23 protein-coding genes are annotated in these 22,033 nt (G+C 38.4%); 21 read left to right on the top strand and 2 right to left on the bottom strand.

From position 1 onward, the window contains the following. Positions 1 to 265: 265 nt before the first annotated feature. The 9 genes from cmk (at position 266) to EKM78_RS00575 (ending at position 9,386) form a co-directional block, all read left to right on the top strand. Entirely contained in the window at positions 266 to 925 is a 660-nt protein-coding gene (gene cmk / locus EKM78_RS00535; protein ID WP_125767907.1) for a (d)CMP kinase, read from the top strand. 12 nt (positions 926 to 937) lie between these two features. Beyond that, positions 938 to 2,251 carry a ribosome biogenesis GTPase Der gene (gene der / locus EKM78_RS00540; RefSeq protein WP_125767909.1) on the top strand — a complete coding sequence of 438 codons (1,314 nt, stop codon included), beginning with the start codon at positions 938 to 940 and terminating at the stop codon, positions 2,249 to 2,251. A gap of 189 nt (positions 2,252 to 2,440) precedes the next feature. Then, positions 2,441 to 2,716: an HU family DNA-binding protein gene (locus tag EKM78_RS00545; RefSeq protein WP_010623460.1), complete on the top strand. Its 276-nt coding sequence runs from the start codon at positions 2,441 to 2,443 to the stop codon at positions 2,714 to 2,716. Between the two features lie 70 nt (positions 2,717 to 2,786). After that, positions 2,787 to 4,034: a tetratricopeptide repeat protein gene (locus EKM78_RS00550; protein WP_125767911.1), complete on the top strand. Its 1,248-nt coding sequence runs from the start codon at positions 2,787 to 2,789 to the stop codon at positions 4,032 to 4,034. A 4-nt stretch (positions 4,035 to 4,038) separates the two neighbouring features. Further along, a complete protein-coding gene (locus EKM78_RS00555; RefSeq protein WP_125767913.1) occupies positions 4,039 to 5,238 on the top strand; it encodes a CCA tRNA nucleotidyltransferase in 1,200 nt (399 codons plus the stop codon). Between the two features lie 48 nt (positions 5,239 to 5,286). Continuing rightward, positions 5,287 to 5,751, top strand: coding sequence for a hypothetical protein (locus tag EKM78_RS00560; RefSeq protein ID WP_125768127.1), 465 nt, complete (start codon positions 5,287 to 5,289; stop codon positions 5,749 to 5,751). 252 nt (positions 5,752 to 6,003) lie between these two features. Beyond that, a complete protein-coding gene (locus tag EKM78_RS00565; RefSeq protein ID WP_125767915.1) occupies positions 6,004 to 7,902 on the top strand; it encodes an ABC-F family ATP-binding cassette domain-containing protein in 1,899 nt (632 codons plus the stop codon). 9 nt (positions 7,903 to 7,911) lie between these two features. Continuing rightward, positions 7,912 to 8,862 carry a thymidylate synthase gene (locus EKM78_RS00570; protein ID WP_125767917.1) on the top strand — a complete coding sequence of 317 codons (951 nt, stop codon included), beginning with the start codon at positions 7,912 to 7,914 and terminating at the stop codon, positions 8,860 to 8,862. A 26-nt stretch (positions 8,863 to 8,888) separates the two neighbouring features. After that, entirely contained in the window at positions 8,889 to 9,386 is a 498-nt protein-coding gene (locus EKM78_RS00575; RefSeq protein WP_125767919.1) for a dihydrofolate reductase, read from the top strand. Here the strand turns inward: EKM78_RS00575 and trhA are convergent. Beyond that, entirely contained in the window at positions 9,372 to 10,049 is a 678-nt protein-coding gene (gene trhA / locus EKM78_RS00580) for a PAQR family membrane homeostasis protein TrhA (RefSeq protein WP_164507119.1), read from the bottom strand. The two genes, EKM78_RS00575 and trhA, sit on opposite strands and share 15 nt — an antisense overlap. A 126-nt stretch (positions 10,050 to 10,175) precedes the next feature. Here trhA and EKM78_RS00585 point away from each other — a divergent pair, with 126 nt between their 5' ends. The 12 genes from EKM78_RS00585 to EKM78_RS00640 all read left to right on the top strand — a co-directional run bounded on the left by EKM78_RS00585 (position 10,176) and on the right by EKM78_RS00640 (position 21,225). Continuing rightward, positions 10,176 to 11,021 carry a DegV family protein gene (locus EKM78_RS00585; RefSeq protein ID WP_125767921.1) on the top strand — a complete coding sequence of 282 codons (846 nt, stop codon included), beginning with the start codon at positions 10,176 to 10,178 and terminating at the stop codon, positions 11,019 to 11,021. Positions 11,022 to 11,064: 43 nt separating this feature from the next. Next, a complete protein-coding gene (locus EKM78_RS00590; protein ID WP_125767923.1) occupies positions 11,065 to 11,931 on the top strand; it encodes a DUF459 domain-containing protein in 867 nt (288 codons plus the stop codon). A gap of 3 nt (positions 11,932 to 11,934) precedes the next feature. Beyond that, positions 11,935 to 12,531 carry a YpmS family protein gene (locus EKM78_RS00595; RefSeq protein WP_125767925.1) on the top strand — a complete coding sequence of 199 codons (597 nt, stop codon included), beginning with the start codon at positions 11,935 to 11,937 and terminating at the stop codon, positions 12,529 to 12,531. Positions 12,532 to 12,546: 15 nt separating this feature from the next. Continuing rightward, the gene (locus EKM78_RS00600; protein WP_125767927.1) at positions 12,547 to 12,771 is read left to right on the top strand and encodes a YozE family protein; all 225 of its coding nucleotides are present in this window, start codon (positions 12,547 to 12,549) and stop codon (positions 12,769 to 12,771) included. Positions 12,772 to 12,780: 9 nt separating this feature from the next. After that, positions 12,781 to 13,632 (top strand): ribosome biogenesis GTPase YlqF, encoded by an 852-nt coding sequence (ylqF, locus tag EKM78_RS00605; protein WP_125767929.1) that lies wholly within the window; start codon positions 12,781 to 12,783, stop codon positions 13,630 to 13,632. Next, the gene (locus tag EKM78_RS00610; protein ID WP_125767931.1) at positions 13,622 to 14,404 is read left to right on the top strand and encodes a ribonuclease HII; all 783 of its coding nucleotides are present in this window, start codon (positions 13,622 to 13,624) and stop codon (positions 14,402 to 14,404) included. The genes ylqF and EKM78_RS00610 overlap by 11 nt, the downstream gene beginning before the upstream one ends. 25 nt (positions 14,405 to 14,429) lie before the next feature. After that, positions 14,430 to 15,248, top strand: coding sequence for a DNA-processing protein DprA (gene dprA, locus EKM78_RS00615; protein WP_125767933.1), 819 nt, complete (start codon positions 14,430 to 14,432; stop codon positions 15,246 to 15,248). A 119-nt stretch (positions 15,249 to 15,367) separates the two neighbouring features. Continuing rightward, positions 15,368 to 17,449 carry a type I DNA topoisomerase gene (gene topA / locus EKM78_RS00620; RefSeq protein WP_125767935.1) on the top strand — a complete coding sequence of 694 codons (2,082 nt, stop codon included), beginning with the start codon at positions 15,368 to 15,370 and terminating at the stop codon, positions 17,447 to 17,449. Next, positions 17,449 to 18,348: a tyrosine recombinase XerC gene (gene xerC / locus EKM78_RS00625; RefSeq protein WP_125767937.1), complete on the top strand. Its 900-nt coding sequence runs from the start codon at positions 17,449 to 17,451 to the stop codon at positions 18,346 to 18,348. Before topA ends, xerC begins: the two co-directional genes overlap by 1 nt. A gap of 15 nt (positions 18,349 to 18,363) precedes the next feature. Then, complete coding sequence (hslV, locus tag EKM78_RS00630; protein WP_125767939.1) at positions 18,364 to 18,888, top strand: HslVU peptidase proteolytic subunit; 525 nt, start codon at positions 18,364 to 18,366, stop codon at positions 18,886 to 18,888. A gap of 13 nt (positions 18,889 to 18,901) precedes the next feature. Further along, complete coding sequence (gene hslU / locus EKM78_RS00635) at positions 18,902 to 20,338, top strand: ATP-dependent protease ATPase subunit HslU (RefSeq protein ID WP_125767941.1); 1,437 nt, start codon at positions 18,902 to 18,904, stop codon at positions 20,336 to 20,338. Between the two features lie 11 nt (positions 20,339 to 20,349). Continuing rightward, the gene (locus tag EKM78_RS00640; protein ID WP_125767943.1) at positions 20,350 to 21,225 is read left to right on the top strand and encodes an aldose 1-epimerase family protein; all 876 of its coding nucleotides are present in this window, start codon (positions 20,350 to 20,352) and stop codon (positions 21,223 to 21,225) included. A gap of 30 nt (positions 21,226 to 21,255) precedes the next feature. On the opposite strand, the gene plsY is transcribed toward EKM78_RS00640, so the two are convergent. Then, positions 21,256 to 21,897 (bottom strand): glycerol-3-phosphate 1-O-acyltransferase PlsY, encoded by a 642-nt coding sequence (gene plsY / locus EKM78_RS00645; protein ID WP_125767945.1) that lies wholly within the window; start codon positions 21,895 to 21,897, stop codon positions 21,256 to 21,258. Between the last annotated feature and the right edge of the window lie 136 nt (positions 21,898 to 22,033).

A 22,033-nucleotide genomic window follows, 5' to 3' on the forward strand; every position in this document is an offset into this window, starting at 1 on the left:
GTTGAAACGAGTTGCAGAAGATATTGGCCTGCGGTTTAGAGCCTATCAGCGATTCCTGCGTTGCAGTATTCTGTGCTGATAGTCCCTAAATCCTCAGCAGCTGCCGATCTTCTTGATATTGAAACGAGTTGCAGAAGATAGCGGCCTGCGGTTTAGAAACTATCAGTGAGTCCTGCGTTGCAGTATTCTGTGCTGATAGTCCCTAAATCCTCAGCAACTGCCCATCTTCTTCCACTCTCTTATTTTTTTATAGTGGGGTAATGAAATGCAAATTGCAATTGATGGTCCAGCATCAGCTGGTAAGAGTACGATCGCTAAATTGATCGCCAAAAGACTTAAATTCGTGTATTGTGATACAGGAGCAATGTATCGAACGGTGACTTTACTTGCAAAAAATCATCAAATAGATTATGGTGATGTGTCTAGTATTGTAAAATTAATGGATGAACATGAGATCAAATTCATTAACAAAGATGATGGCCAAGTTGTCTTATTAGACGGTCACAATGTCTCAGAAGAGATCAGAAGTGAAGCGGTCACTAATAATGTCTCTCAAGTGTCTGCTATTAAAGAGGTCCGTGAGAAGTTGGTTGAATTGCAACGTCAATTAGCTAATGATACTGATATTGTAATGGATGGACGTGATATTGGAACAACAGTCCTTCCCAATGCAGAGGTCAAAATTTTCTTGATCGCCAGTGTGGAAGTTCGTGCGCAAAGAAGATATAAGGAAAATGTTGAACGTGGGATCGAGACATCATTGAAGACTTTGGAACAAGAAATCGCTGCCCGTGATTATAAAGACTCTCACCGAGAGATCTCACCATTACAAAAGGCTGATGATGCTATCGAAGTCGATACATCTGATATGACAATTGAAGAAGTAGTAGCCAAGGTTTTAGAAATTGTTCAAGCAAATAAATAAGGAGGCATGCTCATGGCAGTGCCAGTAGTAGCGCTCGTAGGTCGACCTAATGTCGGCAAGTCTACGATTTTTAATAGAATTATTAACGAACGTCTTTCGATCGTTGAAGATACACCAGGAGTTACCCGTGATCGAATTTATGCCCGTGCTAGTTGGCTCGGCAAAGAATTTCGTTTGATCGATACTGGTGGTATCGATATGTCGGACGAACCACTGACTGTTCAGATCAAGAATCAAGCAGAGATCGCCATTGATGAAGCAGACGTGATCGTCTTCATCGTAAATGGTCAAAATAGTGTGACTAAAGAAGATGAAGACGTTGCTAAGATTTTGTACCGGACTAAAAAGCCGGTGATCTTGGCAGTTAATAAAGCAGATAATCCTGAACAGCGTGAAAATATCTATGATTTTTATTCACTTGGATTCGGGGATCCTAATCCGGTCTCTGGTTCACAAGGTACCGGTATCGGTGATTTATTAGATGAGATAGTCAAAGCATTCCCTAATGAAGATACTCATGATGTTGACGATTCGATCAAGTTCAGTTTTATCGGTCGTCCTAATGTTGGAAAATCTTCACTAGTTAATGCTATTTTAGGGGATCAGCGTGTGATTGTTTCCAACATGGAGGGAACTACACGTGATGCTATCGATACCAAATATTTTGATGAGCGTTTAGATAAAGAATTTACCATGATCGATACGGCAGGTATCAGAAAACGTGGTAAAGTCTATGAAAATACTGAGAAATATTCAGTTTTAAGAGCGCTGAGTGCCATCGACAAGTCTGATGTAGTCTGTGTCGTATTGAACGCTGAAGAAGGAATCAGAGAACAAGATAAAAGAGTTGCTGGTTATGCTCATAATGCCGGCAAGGGCGTGATTATTGTGGTCAATAAATGGGATACGCTGAAAAAAGATAATCACACGATGCATGATTTTGAAACCCAGATCAGAGCTGAATTCCAATATTTATCATATGCACCGATCCTCTTTACATCGGCGGTTAAAGGACAAAGACTTGATAAGATCCCTGAATTGGTCACTCGCGTATATGACAATCGTCATCGTCGGATCCAATCAGCTATGCTAAATGATTTATTGCTACGGGCAACATCGATCGCACCAACTCCAGTTGTTAACGGCAAACGTTTGCGGATCTACTATATGACTCAAGTTGCGATCCAACCACCAACATTTGTAGTTTTCGTAAATGATAATGAATTATTGCATTTCTCATATGAACGTTTCTTGAAGAATCAATTGCGAGAGACTTTTGATTTTGAAGGGACTCCGATCAAGATACTGCCTAGAAAGCGGAAATAGGGGATTTTAGCCCAAATAGTCATTTTTTTATTAAAATACTTGTAAAAATCCACAAATTATAGACTTTCAGAGGTTAAAGGCTTGCCCAATGCCCGTCGCTATGGTATTTTTGTAATTGGAATGATGAACACATACGTCAATTGTTCATATTTTCTAAAAAAATTTTTTTATCTCCGGAGGTTATCAAACATGGCAAACAAAGCAGAACTTATCGATAGTGTTGCTAGCAAAACAGGATTGACAAAGAAAGATGCAACTTCAGCAGTAGATGCTGTCTTTGAATCAATTCAAGAAAACTTATCAGAAGGAAACAAAGTTCAATTGATCGGCTTTGGTAACTTCGAAGTACGTCAACGTGCCGCACGTAAAGGACGTAACCCACAAACTGGTGAAGAAATCAAGATCCCTGCAAGCAAAGTACCTGCATTCAAACCTGGTAAAGCTTTGAAGGACTCAGTTAAATAATAGTTATTTCTTGGGGGCGGTCGATTGACCGCTTTTTTTATCGAAAAAATTACTTTTTGGAGGAAAGAATTTGAGTAAAGCAGAAGAAGTTATTGAAACAATTGACGCAGGTGATTTCTCGAATGTAGATCACTTGATAAACGAATCGTTACAACAAGATGATGATCAAACAAAATTTTCCTTAGCGGAAACTTTATTGAGTCGTGGACTGTCTGTTCAAGCTAAGGTGGTTTATGAGCACTTGCTTAAGTTATATCCAGATGAGGGACAAATTTTATCCCGCTTGGCTGAGATTGCTGTTTCTGACGGCGACAGCGACTTAGCATTGAACTACATATCACAGATAACTCCTAGTTCTCCCTCATATGCAGAAAATTTATTGGTTTCCGCTGATATTTATCAATCGCAAGGAATGTATGAAGTTAGTGAACAAAAGCTCTTAGAGGGCGTTAGAACTTATCCTGAAGAAGATGTCTTCAGATTTGCCATCGCCGAACTTTACTTTGATGAAAATAAGTTCAGCAAAGCAATCGTTTTTTATAACTTTTTGCTTGACGATGGTATCGAAGAGTACTCTGGTATCTCTTTAAAGCTGCGTAAAGCTAGTTCGCTCGCCGGTATGGGAAAATATGAAGAAGCCATCAGTGAGTTTGAACAACTAAATGCTATTGAATTGAATGAGGATGCTCAATATCAATTAGGATTTCTCTATAATCAAGTTAAGAACTATAATAAATCTATTACAACTTTGGAGAAACTGCTCGATACTAATCGTGATTATCCAACCGCTTATGTTGTCTTGGCTGATGATTATTTGAATATCAAAGATAATCAGCAAGCCTTCAAATATGCTCAATTGGGATTGAATCTCAATGAACTTGATGAAAAACTCTACGAAACTGCTTTTGACTCTGGTATTTCAGAAGATCCAAAAGAAGCCATCAAGATCATCGAAAAGGGGATCAAGACAGTGGAGCACCCACTGACATTAGTCATCCGTCTCAGTGATTTTTATGTTACTCATGGTCAATATAAGAATAATTTGGATCTCTTGGAGAATACAGATATCAACAATAATCCTAAGCTGATCTGGAATTTGTCTAAATCATATTATGAAACTGATGATATTGCTCAAGCTCAAGAGAACATTGGCTTAGTTTTTGATGAATATAAAGACAATCTCGACTTTTTGAATGATATGATCGATATTTTAAGAAGTGCCGGGGATAAAGATGCACTAAAGGCAGCTCTTCAGTTGTACTTGCGGAAAAATCCTGATGACGAGGACATGCAAGATCTTTTAGATCAAATGAGGTAATTAAATGCAACTTAAACAACTTCCAGAAGATTTTAAAAAAGCACTACCGATTTTAAAGAGTATTGAGCAAGCTGGTTTTCAAGCTTATTTTGTTGGCGGCAGTGTCCGGGACCATATTTTAGGTCTGCCGATCCACGATGTCGATATTGCAACTAGTGCTTATCCGGAAGAAATTAAGTCGATATTCAAACATACAGTCGATACTGGGATCAAGCATGGCACAGTGACTGTTTTAGTCAATGACGATTCTTACGAGATCACAACTTTTCGAACTGAGTCGGGCTACCAAGATTATCGACGTCCGGACAAGGTAACATTTGTCCGTTCACTAACTGATGATTTAAAACGTCGGGATTTTACTATCAATGCCTTAGCTGTCGATCATAAGGGAAATGTAGTTGATAATTTTGACGGTTTAACTGATCTGAGAAATAAGTTGATCAAGGCGGTCGGAGTCGCTGAGGAAAGGTTCCATGAAGATGCTCTGCGAATGATGCGGGCAGTCAGATTCCAAGCTCAATTAGACTTTAAGATCGAAGAGAAGACGAAAGCTGCCATTAAAGATAATTCGACATTGCTTGAGAAAATCGCCATTGAGCGGATCCACGAGGAATTTTTAAAAATGCTCTATGGTCACTCGTGGAAAAAAGGTTTGACCAATTTTGTCGAATTAGGATTATCCCAACATTGCCCTGGTTTTGAAAACAAACAGAAAGAATTAACTAAACTAATAAATGATGAAAATATCCTTTTTACTGATGAAGAAATGGCCTGGACTGCCTTAGGATACGTTCTTTCCTTGTATGATGACGACTTCAACCATTTTATGAGGCAGTGGAAAGTCTCCAATAAAGTCAGAGAAGATTGTTTAGCTACTGAAAGAATGCTACTAGATTTTCAAACTGGAAATTTTGATATTTGGAATATTTATACTAATGGTGTTGATAACTTTTCGCGAGTCATCAGTCTTTGTGGATTGTTTGGAATTGAAATTGATCAGACTGAGATCGAGAAAACGATTTCAGAAATTCCGATAAAAAGTTCACATGATATGAAAATTACTGGTAAAGATGTTATTGATATATTGGCGATAAAACCAGGTCCTCAAATAGGCCAATACATGACTGCACTTGAAAAAGCCGTCGTAGAAGGGCAGGTCGTAAATTCTTTCAAAGAACTTAAAAGATATTTGTTAAAAATGTAACGTACGTGTTATCATATGAATGTAGAAATGGTATTTCGAAAGGGTGGTATTATGAAACACGTATTTAAGGAATTGAAGTTTTATTTCAGAAATGATGATACTTGGACAGTAAATCACGGTGAAATGAGTGACGTTTGGATTTCACGTGTTACAACTAGCTTTGGACGTATCAATGGTGGACGTATGGAAGAGATCCATCCATGCAAGAGTTTCAGAGTTGAGATTTTACCAGAAGCTGATTACATCAAGGATACTGATGTATCAACAGCTGCCATGGCAGATGGTATGTTCAACCGGATCATCAAATATCAAGACCTTGAAAAAGTAGACATCATCTTCGGTGAAGAAGAAGGAAAAGAACCAATGCAAATCTACTTCCCATTCAAGCAAAAAGATGCTGAAGGATTAGACAATGCATATCAAACTTCAGCTATCTCAAAGAAAACAGGTAAGCTATACTTGACTGTTAACAAAGAAAAGACTGTATACGACGTATACAAAGAAGAATTATAAAATTAACTACAGTTTAAGTTTACTGCAAGTTGCAAAAAGGCAGATCCGTACATCAGTGGATCTGCCTTTTTGAATGGAGAAAGTTAAAGAACGAAATATTGTGTGAAGTTTTGCGGACGCGGATCGTGTTTTTTTGCAGTTTTATTGAAGCAAACAAACATTTTCAATCATACAAATTATGACAATTAGCTTTGCTTAATCTTAGTTTTCGACTAAAATATTAAGTAACTTTGAAAATATGTGGTGAGTTATTTGAAAACATTAAACGTAACAAATGCATCAAAGAGTTTTGGTGAAAGAACTTTATTTAAAGACGTTTCTTTTACTATCAATGAAAACGACCGGATCGGTCTTTTAGGATTGAACGGTGTCGGTAAAACGACCTTGCTTGATGGATTAGTTAACAATGAAGATCTTAATTCTATCGAGATCGACAAACCTAAAGACTACAAGATCAACTATTTGACTCAGCAGCCAGAACTTGATGAGGACCTTTCAGTGATCGACTCGGTTTTTGCTGGAGAAAATCCTTTGTTCAAGTTGATCCGCAAATATGAGCAATCATTATTGAAATTCAATAGTCACCCTGATGATGATCAGATCCAATCAGAATTTTTTGAGCTTCAGGAGAAAATGAATGCGGCTGATGCTTGGCAAATGGAGTCTGATGTTAAGGCAATTTTGAATAAATTAGGGATCACCGAGTTGGATAAATTAGTCAAAGAACTTTCTGGCGGCCAGCAAAGGCGTGTTGCGCTTGCTCAAACCTTGATTTCTGATGCCGATTTGTTGATCTTAGATGAGCCAACTAATCACTTGGATTATCAAGCAATCGATTGGCTCGAAGGCTATTTGAATAAATTTAAGGGTTCAGTGATGTTTGTGACCCACGATCGCTACTTCTTGAATAAAGTGGCCAATCGGATATTTGAATTAGAACATCAAAATGTGACTGAGTATGCTGGTAATTATGAGAAGTACTTGCAGCAAAAAGCTGCCAATGAAGCAACGATGGCGGCCGTTCAGCAGCATAAGACACAATTGTACAAGAAAGAGCTTGAGTGGATGAGAGCGGGGGTCAAAGCCCGTGGTACTAGACAACAAGCTCGAGTTGATCGTTTTAAAGATCTTAAGGAAGATCTGCAAAATAAACCTCAAGAGCAATCGGAAATGTCGATCGATATTGCGCAGCAACGTCTGGGAAATGATGTTTTTTCAATTGAAGATGCGAAACTCCATTTTGAAAATAAAGATATCATCGATGACTTCAGCTACTTAGTTTCTAAAGGTGATCGGATCGGGATCACTGGAGCCAACGGTTCAGGTAAAACGACTTTCTTGAATGTTTTAGCTGGAAAGGTCCCACTCGATTCAGGCTCAGTTAAGACTGGTCAAACCGTTCAACTAGGATATTATACTCAATATACGCAAGATATGGATCCTGATAAGCGTGTTATTCGTTATCTAGAAGGGATCGGTCAAAATGTCCGTAATACTGACGGTGAGATGATGTCTGCTTCACAATTACTAGACACATTCAAGTTTGATCACCAAATGCAAGGTGCCTTCATTCGTGAACTTTCTGGTGGTGAAAAACGTCGTTTGTACTTATTGGCTATCTTGATCCAACAACCTAACGTTTTATTGCTAGATGAGCCAACTAACAACTTAGATATTGAGACATTGACTATCTTAGAAAACTACTTGGATGAATTTAAAGGAACGGTTTTAGCAGTTTCTCATGATCGTTATTTTCTTGATAAAGTAGCTTCAAAACTGTTGATTTTTCAAGGTCAGGGGATCATTCAAGAAAGCTATGATTCATACTCTGGATACTTAAAGAAAATGGACCAAAAAGAGCAAGAAAAGCACCATCAAGTTAAAGAAAAGAAAGTTGCTGAACAAAAAAAGGTCGAAGATTCTAAGCCTAAGGAAAAAACAAAACTAACTTATGCTGAGCAAAAAGAATTAGAGAAATTGGAACCACAAATTGAAAAACTCGATGACAAGATCTCAAATCTGAAAGCTCAACTCAATAATGATAGTAATGACTATACGAAATTAATGGATTATCAACGTGAATTAGACGAGGCTAATCAAGAAGCCGATAAAATGATGGAACGTTGGGAATATTTGAGTCAATTCGAATAGGAGCACAAAATGAATAACGAACAGCAGTATCTAGATTTATTACAGTACGTTTTGGATCACGGTCATAAGAAGTCAGACCGAACAGGCACTGGTACGATCAGTGTTTTTGGCTATCAAGCTAGATTTGATCTACAACGATCATTTCCACTCTTGACCACGAAGAAAGTTCCCTTTGGTTTGATCAAAAGCGAATTACTTTGGTTTTTGCATGGTGATACCAATATTAGATATTTGTTGCAGCACAAGAATCATATTTGGGATGAATGGGCTTTTAAGAAATATATTGAAAGTCCTGACTATTCAGGACCAGATATGACAGATTTTGGTCGTCGCTCTTTAGTTGATCAAGATTTTGCCGCTGCATACAAAGAAGAAAAGACTAAATTTGATCAATTGATCTTAAATGATGATCAGTTTGCTAAGAAGTATGGTGACTTGGGTTTTGTTTATGGTGCTCAATGGCGCCACTGGCAACGACGTGATGGTGGTATCATCGACCAGATCAAAAATGTGATCCAGCAGATCAAAGAGACGCCCGACTCAAGAAGAATGATCGTCTCTGCTTGGAACCCTGAGGATGTGCCAACGATGGCATTGCCACCTTGTCATACTTTATTCCAATTTTATGTTAACGATGGCAAGTTGTCTTGTCAGCTATACCAACGCAGTGCTGACTTATTTTTAGGAGTTCCGTTCAATATTGCTAGTTATGCTTTATTGACCCATTTGATCGCACGAGAGACAGGACTAGAAGTTGGCGAATTTATTCATACGTTTGGAGATGCCCACATTTATTTGAACCATTTGGATCAAGTCCACGAACAATTGTCGAGAAAGCCACAGGGTTCACCGCAACTTCAAATAAACTCAGATAAGAGTATTTTTGACTTAGATGTCAAAGATATCGTAGTTCAAAATTATCAACCATTACCTGCTATTAAAGCTCCCGTAGCTGTCTAAAGAATTAATAATAAAGGAGATTTCTTATGATCGGATTTGTTTGGGCCGAAGACTCAAACCAAAATATAGGTATCAATGGTCATTTGCCATGGAATTTGCCAAATGATATGAAACGTTTCAAGGATCTAACGACTAACAACGTTATCGTAATGGGACGTAAGACTTACGAAAGTTTTCCTAATGGACCATTGCCAAATCGGTTAAATATCGTGATCTCGCGCGATAAGAATTATCCGGTGCAACAACCAGCTATTTTGATCAACGATAAAAAACAACTTTTCGATCACGTTGATCCTGACGACAAGATCATGGTGATCGGTGGCAGCACTATTTTTAAGCTATTTAAAGATGATGTTGATACTCTATATGTCACCAAGATCCACCATGATTTTTCCGGAGATACGAAAATGACACCATTGAATTATGACGACTTTAAATTGATCGAAAAAAAAGAAGGCATTGTGGATGAGAAAAATATCTATCCATATACCTTCGAAACTTATCAACGATCAGCCCACGTATAAGTATACCGAGAAAAACATTAACGCTGTTCCTAACATGACGAAGATGTGCCAGATGACGTGGACGAAGCGAAGATTTTTGATCAAATATACTCCAGCACCAAGTGTAAAGGCGACTCCACCGAAGAACAGAAGCCAAGTACCAACGGATCCGACCTCTAGATAAAGTGGCTTCATTGCGATAATGATCGCCCAACCCATTAAGACATACAATAAAGTCTCAAAGTATTTAAAACGACCAACGTTGAATATTTTGTAGAGGATACCGCCAATGGCTAAGGCCCATATGATCGATAATAAAGTGATCGCAAATGGGGTACTCTTTAAGGCTACTAAGCAGTAGGGAGTGTAGGTCCCGGCGATCATCAAGAAAATTGAACTGTGATCGAATATTTGAAAGACACCTTTGGCTTTTGTAAAGTACAAGCTGTGAAACAAAGTGGAGCTTAAATAAAGAAAGAACAGTGTAAAAGCGTAGATCGAGAATGCCGTGATCGTTAGTGGGTCGCCGGTCTTATAGCCTTTGATCATCAAGAAAATAGCGGCGATTATCGCTAAAATGATGCCGATCCCATGGGTGACAGCACTGAAAATTTCATTGAGTATTTGATATGTTCGTGAAAATTTTTGAGTTGGATCGTTTTTTTGTGCAAGATTGTTTTTCAAAATGAATCTCAACTTTCTAATTGTTTAAGTACATATTAATACTTTATCTTAATGTTAATACATTGTTAATAAATCTGGTATAATTTAAACAATTAAGCATTAAAAACCCTATGAAAGAGGGAGAACATGAGCAAGGTTAAAATTATCACTGATTCGTCTGTACAACTTACAGATGAAGAAATCAAAGAATACAATATCGGAGTAGTTCCTTTGACGATCGAGATCGATGGTAATACATACATTGATGGCGAGGATATTAGTCGCGAGGAATTTGTAAGGGAGATGGACTCTTCAAAGGAATTGCCTAAAACATCGCAACCTTCGATCGGTACTTTCATGAAAATTATTGAAGAAGTACCTTCAGACTATACGGACATTCTCTCTTTGAACATGACAGAAGCTATCAGTGGGACGATCAATGCTGCTAGACAGATCAGCACTATGACTGACCGCAATTTTGAAGCGATCGACACAGAATTTACTGATCGTGCTTTAGCTTTTCAAGTCATCACAGCTGCTAAGTTAGCTCAAGAAGGCAAATCTGTTGACGAAATCAAAACTGCCATCAATAATGTTCGTGATCACACATATTTGTATATGGGTGTAACTAGTATTGAAAATATCCTTCGAGGCGGTCGATTGAGCCGTTTCGCCGGGACATTATCAACACTTTTGAACCTGAACCTCGTTTTAACATTAAAAAATAACAGTTTAGACATCGCAAAGCGTGGACGTGGACGCAAAACGATTGAAAAATATATGAAAAATGTCCTTGCTGAAATTGAAGAATTAAAAGAAGATATTCAAGCAATCGGGATCTCATATGTCGACAATATGGATTATGTCAATGAATTGAAGGAACACCTCAAACAAATCGTTCCTAACGTTCCTCTCCTCATCAGAGTTACAAGTCCAGTTATCGCTACTCATGCAGGTTCTGGTGCTTTTGCAATCGAATTTTATACCAAGTAAAGCTGATGTTTAGACATCAGCTTTTTTTGAAAGATGGATTTATATGAAGAAAAAGAAATTGTGGATTTTTGTAATAGTTGTCGTTATCTTATTAGTTGCTGGTACGGGTGGATACTATGTTTTTAATCAACAAACAAATTTAAGTCAGCAACAAGTAAAAAAGGATAATCTAAAAACCAACGAATTAAGTCAAAAGAAAAAGGTCGTACCAAAGAAGTCCAACATTCAGATCGTCGCTATCGGTGATTCATTAACAGAAGGGATCGGTGATTCTAAGTCTGTCGGTGGAGGATACGTCACTCGCTTGACTAAGAGGGTGGCTTCAAAATATGATGTAAAAGCCACTTCGGATAATTTTGGAGTTTCTGGTAATACTAGTAGTCAGATCATCGATCGGATCTCATTTGATCAAAAGATCCATAAAGCATTGCCAAAGGCTGATATTATTACCGTAACGGTTGGTGGAAATGACTTCATGCACTTGTTAAAGAAGAAAGGCATGGATCTGACTCAAAAAGACATCCAGAAGGAACAAGTTGCATTTGACCGGCGACTTGGCGTATTATTAGCCGATATTCGTCATTACAACGCTAATGCACCGATTTATTTAGTCGGCATCTATAATCCTTTCAGCATTTATTTATCAAACGTAGAAGATGCGACGCAAGCATTCATTGACTGGGGCGAGGGATCTAAAGCGGTTGCCAAATCGGTCAAGAATACTTACTATGTCGATATCAATGATTTATATGAGACTAAGTATGTTCAGAAAAAAGCCAAAAAGACGGGAACGAATCCTTATCTATCTAATGAGGATCATTTCCATCCTAACGGAACGGGTTACGACATGATGACGGATCAAATTTTTGCTCAAGTGCAAAATACCAAGAAAGAGTGGCTTAATAAGTAGTATATGAAGAAGAAAAATTATTGGATGTATGCTTTTTTAGTTTTGCTAGGATTGATTTTGATATTTGGCGGTCTACTGACTTCCAAGATCTTAAGTGCTCCAAACGAGACTTATCGAGTTTCATCAAAGATCGAATCAACTGATCAAAAAGTTTTCACAGTAAATATGAATAAGAAACAAGCTAACGAAATGTCGGCTTATTATCTCAAGCACACGCTTAACAATGGTGAGGCGCAATATCAGTTGAAATTAAAAGACGATGCTGTCTTATCTGGTAAAGTTGGCTTTTTAGGAGCTAAGATCCACTTTGATCTAGAAATGGAACCTTATGCCAAAACCAATGGGGATGTCCTTTTAAAAGCAAAAAAGATCAAAGTTGGAGCGTTATCACTACCAATAAAATTTGTAATGAATTATGCTAAAAATAGCTTTAAGTTCCCTAAATGGGTCGATGTAAATAGTAAAGACAAGACTATCTTGCTCAAATTTACTAAATTTACAACTAAAGAAGGGTATAGCATTCGTGCTAAGAAAATTGATCTTAAACATGATGACCTCGTGTTTGACGTTATGAACAAGAAAATGACGGTCGATCAATAAGAAATGGGGTAGAAGATGAGAAGAAGTTTTTTTGAATTTCTGATGACATTGAGAAATCCAGAAAGTGTTGAACCGGACGCACAGTTTGCAAACAATGCATTTCATGATCAATCGTTTCCTAAGCAAGAAACTGATTATGAGAAACTATCAGAATATCTAGAATTGAATGCTGGGTATTTACCGAGTATGACGATTTTTGATGAGATTTATGAGAAATATAAAGACATTGACAGAAAATAGGTGATAATTATGGCGTTACAATGGTACCCCGGTCATATGAACAAGGCTAAAAACCAAGTTCAAGATCGATTAAAAGTTGTGGACATAGTTTTAGAGATCGTAGATGCTAGATTACCATATTCCTCAAGAAATCCAGTTTTGGAACAGATCATCAATCAGAAGAAACACATTATTATTTTAAACAAGGCTGATTTGGCTGACCCTAAATTAACTGAGGATTGGAAACTTAATTTTAAACAAGAAGGTACGGCTTCGATTGAATCTGATGCTAAGCACAACAAGTTGCAAAAGTTAAATACGATGATCCGTTCCGAATTGTCTGAGAAAATTGCTAAATATGAACGAAATGGCGTCAAGAACTATCAGATCAAAGCTATGTGCGTGGGGATACCCAACGTTGGCAAGTCAACTATCTTGAATAAAATGGTCGGTAAAAACGTGGCCGTTACTGGCAATAAACCAGGCGTGACCAAGAATCAAAATTGGCTAAAAACTAACTATGGGATCGATTTGCTCGATACTCCAGGTATTTTATGGCCTAAGATCACTGACCCCAAAGTCGGTATGAAATTAGCATTATCAGGCGCCATCAAAGATAAGATCTATCCACCTGATGATGTTGCGATTTATGCGCTCAATTTCTTACTGACCAATTATCTTGATCGCGTAGTTTCGTTTTATAACCTCGAAAAAGCCGATATTTACAATCATACGACGGCTGAGCTGTTGATGCATTTGACTAAACAGTTTGGCTACAAGGAAGATTACGATCGGGCAGCGAGAAAAGTCATCATGGATGTCCGTAATCTCAAATTTGGACGACTGACTTTCGATGTTCCTGGTGAATTTTATGAAGAATAAACGCACCATTAGTGATATCAAAGAACTTTTATCAAAAGACGTGCAACCAAGCGTTTTAAGCGAATTGGCACAAGATGAGCGAAAAGGCGTTCAAAAATTATTGACTCAATATGATAAAAGACACCAGGCTTTTCAGGAACAAATGCAGATCTTTTCGCAAAAACAACGATTGGAACATCCCTTTTGGGCACAAGGTCAATATGTGGCTGGTGTGGATGAGGTCGGACGTGGACCACTTGCTGGACCAGTAGTTGTTGCTGCAGTTGTTTTGCCCAGTGATAATACGCTTTATGAAGTCGATGATTCGAAGAAGTTATCTATTTCAAAACGCAGTGAGTTATATGCTAAGATCTGTGATCAAGCGATCGATATTAGCGTGGCCGTTGGCTCTCCTCGATTGATCGATAAAGAAAATATTTACCATGCAACTGAATTAGTTATGAAGCAGTCGATCGATAACATGTATTTATTGCCTGATCATATTTTAGTGGATGCAATGACTATACCAGTTAACATTCCACAAACTAAATTGATCAAAGGGGATGCTAAGTCCTTAAGTATCGGGGCAGCCAGCATTGTCGCAAAAGTTGCTCGTGATCGATTGATGGAAGAATATGACCGTAAATATCCTGAATTTGATTTCTTGCATAATGATGGTTATGGCACCAAAAAACACTTAGAAGCACTAAAGCAATATGGGAAAACTCCGATCCACCGAGAAAGTTTTTCTCCTGTAAAAGATATTTCGAAATTATATGGACCACTTGCGTAATTTAAATTACGAAGGTGGTTTTTTTATGGACAAAATTACAAAGTTTTTAGTCAAATGTCGAATGAGTCGACTAGTATCAAATCGTGACCTATTAAAAATGATTCAAATATCGTTCAAAAAAACTGATTTTTATCACGAATGTTGTCATTATATGAAAATAAGATTGGGTAAAGAAAAATATAACCAGTTTCTACTATTAATAAGAGGTGTAGAATTGAATGGTGTAAACGCTTTGTCGTTTATGGATCCGTCTTATCCACAACAGTTGCGAAATATTTATGATCCACCTGCTTTATTGTTTTACAAAGGAAATAAAAATTTGCTTTTAAATCGTTGTTTGGCTATTGTTGGTTCTAGGAATGCGACTGAATATAGCTATAACTGCATAAGAGGTCTTGTTCCACAAATAGTCGACAGATATACTGTTGTAAGCGGGCTAGCTTTAGGAGCCGATATGATGGCTCATAAGGCTTGCCTAGATAATCACGGTCAAACGATCGCGGTGCTCGGAAATAGTGTCGAAATGTGTTACCCCAAAGCTAACCAAAGCTTGCAGCGACAAATTGCTACTGCTGGTCTTTTGATCAGTGAATATCCACCGGGGGATCAGGCACAGAAATGGCATTTTCCACAACGAAATCGGATCATTGCTGGATTATCTGAGAAGGTTATTATCACTGAAGCACGTCAGAGAAGCGGTTCTTTGATCACGGCCCAGATGGCTTTAGACTCCAATCGTGATGTTTACGCCATCCCCGGTCCGATCATGTCAACTTATTCGACAGGTTGTAATGAGCTGATCAAAGAAGGGGCTATCCCTTTAACAAATTTCACTGAAATTTAGAGAACGCTTTTTTTATTATCAAATTAAATGTATGATTTGTTTGACAAAACGAAAATTGATATTTAATATAAGTTCAGTTTTTCATTTGAATTATCGTCAAGTAGAAAGGAGCACACTACGTGCCATCATCAAAAAATCTGGTGATCGTAGAGTCACCATCTAAAGCAAAGACTATTGAAAAATACCTAGGTAGAAATTACCACGTAGTTGCTAGTTTAGGTCACGTTCGTGACTTGCCTAAGAGTCAAATGGGTGTCGATGTTGAACACGATTACGAACCTAAATATATCTCGATCCGTGGAAAAGGTCCCGTTATCAAGGATCTCAAAAAAGAAGCTAAGAAAGCTAAACGAGTTTACCTCGCAGCCGATCCGGATCGTGAAGGGGAAGCCATTGCATGGCATGTTTCCCATATTTTAGGACTAGACGTTGAAGGAAAGAATCGTGTGGTTTTCAACGAGATCACCAAGGATACTGTTAAGCAAGCATTCAAGAGTCCAAGAAGTATCGACATGAACCTAGTTGATGCTCAGCAAGCTCGTCGAGTTTTGGATCGGTTAGTGGGATATTCGATCTCGCCGATCCTTTGGGCAAAAGTTAAAAAGGGTCTCAGTGCCGGACGTGTTCAATCGATCGCATTGAAATTAGTTATCGAGCGTGAAAATGAGATCAACAAGTTCGTCCCTGAAGAATATTGGACGATCGAATCAATGTTCAAGCACAAACGTAACAAATTCAAAGCAAACTTTTACGGTGTTAACCACAAGAAACTAGCTTTGAAAAATAACGAACAAGTCCAAGATGTCTTAAGCAAGATCGATAAGAAATCTGACTTCGACGTTGAAAAGGTCACAAAGAAAGAACGGAAGCGATTCCCTCAAGCTCCATTTACTACTAGTTCGCTGCAACAAGAAGCTAACCGTAAGTTAAACTTCAAGACTAGAAAGACTATGATGATCGCCCAACAATTGTATGAAGGAATTTATTTGGGCAAAAAAGAAGGAACCGTTGGTTTGATCACATATATGCGTACCGATTCCAAGCGTGTTTCTAAAGTTGCCATTCATGAGGCTTCGCAATTCATTCATGAAGAATATGGTGAACCATTCGCAGCTGTAAAGAAACGCAATGATAAGAACCAAGAAGGTGCCCAAGATGCCCATGAGGCTATTCGTCCTTCATCGATCTATCGGACACCTAAATCTCTCAAAGAAATCTTAAGCCGTGATCAATTCCGCCTTTATAGTTTGATCTGGTCCAGATTTGCCGCTAGTCAAATGACACCAGCAGTCTTTGATACGATGTCAGTTGACATTACTCAAAATGATGTCATGTTTAGAGCAAATGGTTCAAAGATGAAGTTTGAAGGTTACCGCAAGGTCTACCAAAGTACTGCTGAAGCTAACAGTAAAGACAATATCTTGCCAGAACTAGCTGAAGGCGACAAAGTTCAACTGCAATCAAATGATCCTTCGCAACACTTTACACAACCACCAGCCAGATATACTGAAGCTTCGCTTGTTAAAGCTTTGGAAGAAAATGGCGTTGGTCGTCCATCAACCTATGCTCCAACTATCGACACTATTCAAAGAAGATATTACGTTAAATTGAATGGTAAGAGCTTTGAACCAACAGAGCTAGGTGGCATCGTCGATAATTTGATCCAAGATTATTTCCCTGATATCGTCAACGTCGATTTTACTGCTAATTTGGAAGACGAATTAGATAACATCGAAGAAGGCAAAGAGAACTGGGTCAAAGTAGTCGATCGCTATTATCGTCCATTTGAAAAAGAACTTAAATCAGCTGAAGATAAGATCGAAAAGGTTCAGATCAAAGACGAACCTGCTGGGATCGATTGTGATATCTGTGGTGCTCCAATGGTCATCAAACTAGGACGTTATGGTAAGTTTTATGCTTGTTCTAGATTCCCGGATTGTCGAAATACCAAGCCGATAGTCAAAGAGATCGGTGTAACTTGTCCCAAGTGTAAAAAAGGTCAAGTTATCGAAAGAAAATCTAAGAAGAATCGGATTTTTTATGGTTGTTCGAGATATCCAGAGTGCGACTTCGTCTCATGGGACAAGCCGATCAACAGAAACTGTCCAAAAGACCAACATTACTTAGTTGAGAAAAAGGTCAAGGGTGGCCGTCAAGTAGTCTGTCCAAATGGTGACTATGAAGAAGACGTACAGAAATAATGTTACAACAAGACTTAGTCGATAAATTCGTTGACTATTTGATGATCAATCGCCACTATTCAGAAGATACCAAAAGATCCTATTTAGAAGATATTGATAATTTTGTAAAATCACTCGAAGAAAACGGTGGTTTCAAAGGATTTACCGATGTCGATCGATTTGATGTTGAGACTTATTTGACTTATGTTGATGAACACAATTATTCTGATGAAACAATTGCTCGACGGATGTCTTCTCTGCGTTCGTTTTATAACTTTTTGGTAAAGAACGACTTCGTGAGTCAAAATCCTTTCGAGTTAGTTCAGTTACGACGAAAGGGTCGAAAACTCCCACGGTTTTTCTACGAAAAAGAAATGGACCAACTATTTAAAGCTGTCCAAGGAGACGACATTCTTTCCCTAAGAAACTCTGCTTTGTTAGAATTATTATATGCAACAGGGATGCGTGTTAGCGAGTGTGCTAATTTGACTCTTTCCCAATTGGATTTTAATAATGGCATCGTGTTGATCCACGGTAAAGGCGATAAAGATCGCTACGTGCCATTTGGTGAGTATGCGCAAACGGCGTTGCATAAATATTTGGATGATTCACGTAAACAACTGATGGATAAATATCAGCAGCATCACGATTTTGTATTTGTTAATAATCGAGGAAAACAAATAACTAGTCGTGGCATCGAATACGTTTTGGATCGGATCATTAAGAAAACAAGTCTAACTGCTGATATTCATCCCCATATGATCCGTCACACTTTCGCCACACATTTGTTAGATAATGGAGCTGACTTGCGAACAGTTCAAGAAATGCTAGGACATTCCAGCTTGTCAACGACTCAGATCTATACGCACGTGACGATGGATCATTTGCAAAAAGATTACAAGAAATACTTTCCCAGATAAGAGAGGATATAATTAATGACAACTATTTTAGCTGTAAAACATAATGGAAAAACTGCTATTGCCGGTGATGGACAAGTCACACTTAGCGAGAAATTTATCATGAAAGGTTCAGCTCACAAGATCAGAAGAATTTTTGATGACCAAGTGATCATCGGATTCGCTGGTGGTGTGGCTGATGCTATTACTTTGCAAGATTGGCTCGAGAAGAAGTTAAAGGCCTATTCTGGTAACTTGAAGCGTGCGGCAGTCGAATTAGCCCAAGATTGGCGTAAAGATCCACAGCTACAAAAGCTAGAAGCTATGCTTATCGCTTTAGATAAGGACAACGTTTTGCTGATCTCTGGTAGTGGTGAAGTGATCGAACCAGATGAAGATGTCATTTCGATCGGTTCCGGTGGTAATTTTGCTCAAGCTGCTGCTGTGGCTATGCAAAGACACGCCAAAGACATGACTGCCGAAGAGATCGCACGCGAGGGTGTTAAGATCGCTTCAGGCATCGATATCTTTACTAACACAAATATCATTACAGATAAATTTTAGAGGAGATTCATAAATGGAAAATTTAACTCCAAGAGAGATAGTTTCAGCACTTGACAAGTACATTATTGGACAGGATGATGCCAAACGTTCAGTGGCTATTGCCTTGTACAACCGTTACCGCAGAATGCAAGTTCCTGATAAAATGCAAAAAGAGATCACGCCTAAGAACTTAATGATGATCGGACCTACCGGTGTAGGTAAGACAGAAATCGCTCGTCGACTAGCCAAAGTGGTCCATGCACCATTCGTTAAGGTTGAAGCAACCAAGTTTACTGAAGTTGGTTACGTTGGACGTGATGTAGAATCAATGGTCCGTGATCTAATGGATGTTTCTGTCACAATGGAAGAGGACGAGAAATTCGCTGAGATCAGACCAGAAGTTAAGCGAAAAGTAGACAAGAAGTTAGTTAAATTGCTCGTTCCCGCTATCAAGAAAGAAACTAAACAAGAAAATGGCATGAACGACTTTATGTCCATGTTGCAAAATATGGGAAATTCATCTAATCTTGGCGACATGCTAAGAACTGGTGATCAAGCTGAGAATGAAGATCCTGATGAAGGTCGCGACGTGACTGATGATATCAGAAATAAACGACTATCGATCAAGGAACAACTGGACAAACGACTTTTGGAAGACCAAGAGGTGACTATCAAAGTCCAAGAATCAAGAAAAGCTCCTATGAATGACCAAATGCAGCAAATGGGCGTTGATATGAGTGGCATGATGGATCAATTGATGCCTAAGAAAATGATCTCAAGAACTTTGCCAGTTAAAGAGGCACGTGAAGTATTGATCCGTGAAGAATCATCTAAGCGTGTCGACCACGATGAGATCTATCAAGGTGCGATCGATCGTGCTGAAAACAATGGGATCATTTTCATTGATGAGTTTGATAAGATCGCACCTGGTGACAAACGTACTTCCGGTGAAGTTTCTCGTGAAGGTGTCCAACGTGACATCTTGCCGATCGTTGAAGGGTCACAAGTTAATACAAAATACGGTGCTGTTAGAACGGATCACATGTTATTCATTGCTTCTGGTGCCTTTGCTGAAAGCAAGCCTAGTGATCTGATCGCTGAACTTCAAGGACGTTTCCCGATCAGAGTTGAATTGAAAGACTTAACTGAAGATGATTTTGTTAAGATCTTGACTGTTCCCGATAATGCTTTGACTAAGCAGTATATAGCTTTGACAAAAGCAGATGGCATCAACCTAGTATTCACTAAAGAATCAGTTGAAGAAATTGCTAAGGTTGCCTTTGATCTTAATAACACTAATCAAAATATTGGTGCCAGAAGACTTTCAACTGTTCTTGAAAAGATCTTAAGCGATATCTTATTTGAGGGCCCAGATATGCAAATGGGTGATATTACAATTACTCGTGAATACGTCAAAGAACAAGTTGGTAAGATCGCTTCCGACAAAGACCTTTCACGTTATATCCTATAGAGGTGAAAGTGATGGAAATATACACTGTTCAAAACGATTTTTTAAAGTTACAGGTCAAAGCAGCTGGTGCTGAGATCATTAGTATTCAAGACAATTCTAGTGAAGAATATATTTGGCAAGCCGACCCTGATGTTTGGAATCGCCATGCCCCTGTATTATTTCCTATCGTTGGACGTTTAAACGGTGATCATTACTATTATCAAGATACTAAGTATCAAATGACGCAACATGGCTTTGCTCGAGATAAAGAATTCCAGTTAGAGTCGCAAAATGACAATAAATTGGTCCTTACTTTAGTTGATGATAAATCGACGCAAGAGATCTATCCTTTTCATTTTCAACTTAAGGTCATTTATCAATTAGTCAAAGACTCGATTCAGATCAGTTATATCGTTGATAATACTGATGAAGAAAACGATCTTTATTTCTCGATCGGTGCTCATCCTGGGTTTAAAGTACCATTTGCCCCAGGAACTAATTATGAAGACTACCAAGTGAAACTATCTCCAAAGGAAGTTCGCTCGCAGATTTCTCTAAAAGATGCCAACATTGATCTGAGTCAAGAACACCGTGTCGAAGATCAAGATTTTGCTTTAGATCATGAAGCATTCGTTGATGATGCCTTGATCTACAGTTTGAGTGAACCAACGACTGTTGAGGTCAGTTCGCCAAAAACTACGCGTAAGATCCAGTTAGACACTGGAAATGCTAAATTTGTCGGTATTTGGTCGCAATACCCTGAAAAAGGTGACTTCGTTTGTATCGAACCTTGGTGGGGGATCGCTGATAAGATCGATACTGATCACCAATTAACGAACAAATATGGTATCAATCAATTAGGTCCTAAAGAAAGTTTCGATGCTTATTACAGTATTTCGATCAAGTAAATTATTTACAAGCTACAAAAAAGACGACCTTTAATGGTCGTCTTTTTGTTTCAGATTCTTTTGTTGACGCTTATAAGCTAAGCCAATGGAAACTAGATTTTCTTTTCCTTTGATTAATCGTTTGATGTTAGGGATGTGTTTAACGTAAATTATCACCGTGACGACACATGCTACTGTAGTTAAGATCCAATCGTGCATAAAACCAGACGCAACAGTGAAGACGACGATGGTGATCAAACTGGCAACACTGACCATACTAGTTAAATAAACGATCAAGGCGAAGCAGGCAAAACAGACGAAGAATAGGATCGGACTGTATGCTAGTAAGATCCCGGCACTAGTAGCGACCGCCTTACCACCTTTGAACTTCAAGAAAATAGAGAAGACGTGTCCGATAACAGCGAATAATCCCACGAAGAGCATCCATGGACGATCGATGCCTGCAAAGATCGGAAGAAATGCACCTAAGGTACCTTTCAAGATATCGATGAAGAGCACCGAGGTACCGGCGATCGGTCCAAAGACCCGGTAAGCATTAGTTGTACCAACGTTACCACTACCATAATCAAAGATGTTCTTGTGGAAGAAGACTTTACCAACGATGTACGCCGTCGGAAACGATCCTATCAAGTATGCTAGTATGATACAGATAACGAGTTTGGTAATAAACATAAATATCACTCTCATTTCATATTTGTTTAAGTGTACATCAAATTCAATTAGTTTAAACCACTAATGTACATCATAATACCCGTTTTTGCTAAAATAATTTAGAGAATTATGAAATTTAATAAAACTTAACTTTTAA

The sequence above is a fragment of the Companilactobacillus furfuricola genome, assembly GCF_003946325.1.
Lineage (GTDB): Bacteria > Bacillota > Bacilli > Lactobacillales > Lactobacillaceae > Companilactobacillus > Companilactobacillus furfuricola.

Bases quoted from the DNA above. Each gene is read 5' to 3' on its own strand.
- cmk (WP_125767907.1), top strand. From the start codon at position 266: ATGCAAATTGCAATTGATGGTCCAGCATCAGCTGGTAAGAGTACGATC.
- der (WP_125767909.1), top strand. From the start codon at position 938: ATGGCAGTGCCAGTAGTAGCGCTCGTAGGTCGACCTAATGTCGGCAAG.
- EKM78_RS00545 (WP_010623460.1), top strand. From the start codon at position 2,441: ATGGCAAACAAAGCAGAACTTATCGATAGTGTTGCTAGCAAAACAGGA.
- EKM78_RS00555 (WP_125767913.1), top strand. From the start codon at position 4,039: ATGCAACTTAAACAACTTCCAGAAGATTTTAAAAAAGCACTACCGATT.
- EKM78_RS00570 (WP_125767917.1), top strand. From the start codon at position 7,912: ATGAATAACGAACAGCAGTATCTAGATTTATTACAGTACGTTTTGGAT.
- EKM78_RS00575 (WP_125767919.1), top strand. From the start codon at position 8,889: ATGATCGGATTTGTTTGGGCCGAAGACTCAAACCAAAATATAGGTATC.
- EKM78_RS00585 (WP_125767921.1), top strand. From the start codon at position 10,176: ATGAGCAAGGTTAAAATTATCACTGATTCGTCTGTACAACTTACAGAT.
- EKM78_RS00590 (WP_125767923.1), top strand. From the start codon at position 11,065: ATGAAGAAAAAGAAATTGTGGATTTTTGTAATAGTTGTCGTTATCTTA.
- EKM78_RS00595 (WP_125767925.1), top strand. From the start codon at position 11,935: ATGAAGAAGAAAAATTATTGGATGTATGCTTTTTTAGTTTTGCTAGGA.
- EKM78_RS00600 (WP_125767927.1), top strand. From the start codon at position 12,547: ATGAGAAGAAGTTTTTTTGAATTTCTGATGACATTGAGAAATCCAGAA.
- ylqF (WP_125767929.1), top strand. From the start codon at position 12,781: ATGGCGTTACAATGGTACCCCGGTCATATGAACAAGGCTAAAAACCAA.
- EKM78_RS00610 (WP_125767931.1), top strand. From the start codon at position 13,622: ATGAAGAATAAACGCACCATTAGTGATATCAAAGAACTTTTATCAAAA.
- dprA (WP_125767933.1), top strand. From the start codon at position 14,430: ATGGACAAAATTACAAAGTTTTTAGTCAAATGTCGAATGAGTCGACTA.
- xerC (WP_125767937.1), top strand. From the start codon at position 17,449: ATGTTACAACAAGACTTAGTCGATAAATTCGTTGACTATTTGATGATC.
- hslV (WP_125767939.1), top strand. From the start codon at position 18,364: ATGACAACTATTTTAGCTGTAAAACATAATGGAAAAACTGCTATTGCC.
- hslU (WP_125767941.1), top strand. From the start codon at position 18,902: ATGGAAAATTTAACTCCAAGAGAGATAGTTTCAGCACTTGACAAGTAC.
- EKM78_RS00640 (WP_125767943.1), top strand. From the start codon at position 20,350: ATGGAAATATACACTGTTCAAAACGATTTTTTAAAGTTACAGGTCAAA.
- plsY (WP_125767945.1), bottom strand. From the start codon at position 21,897: ATGTTTATTACCAAACTCGTTATCTGTATCATACTAGCATACTTGATA.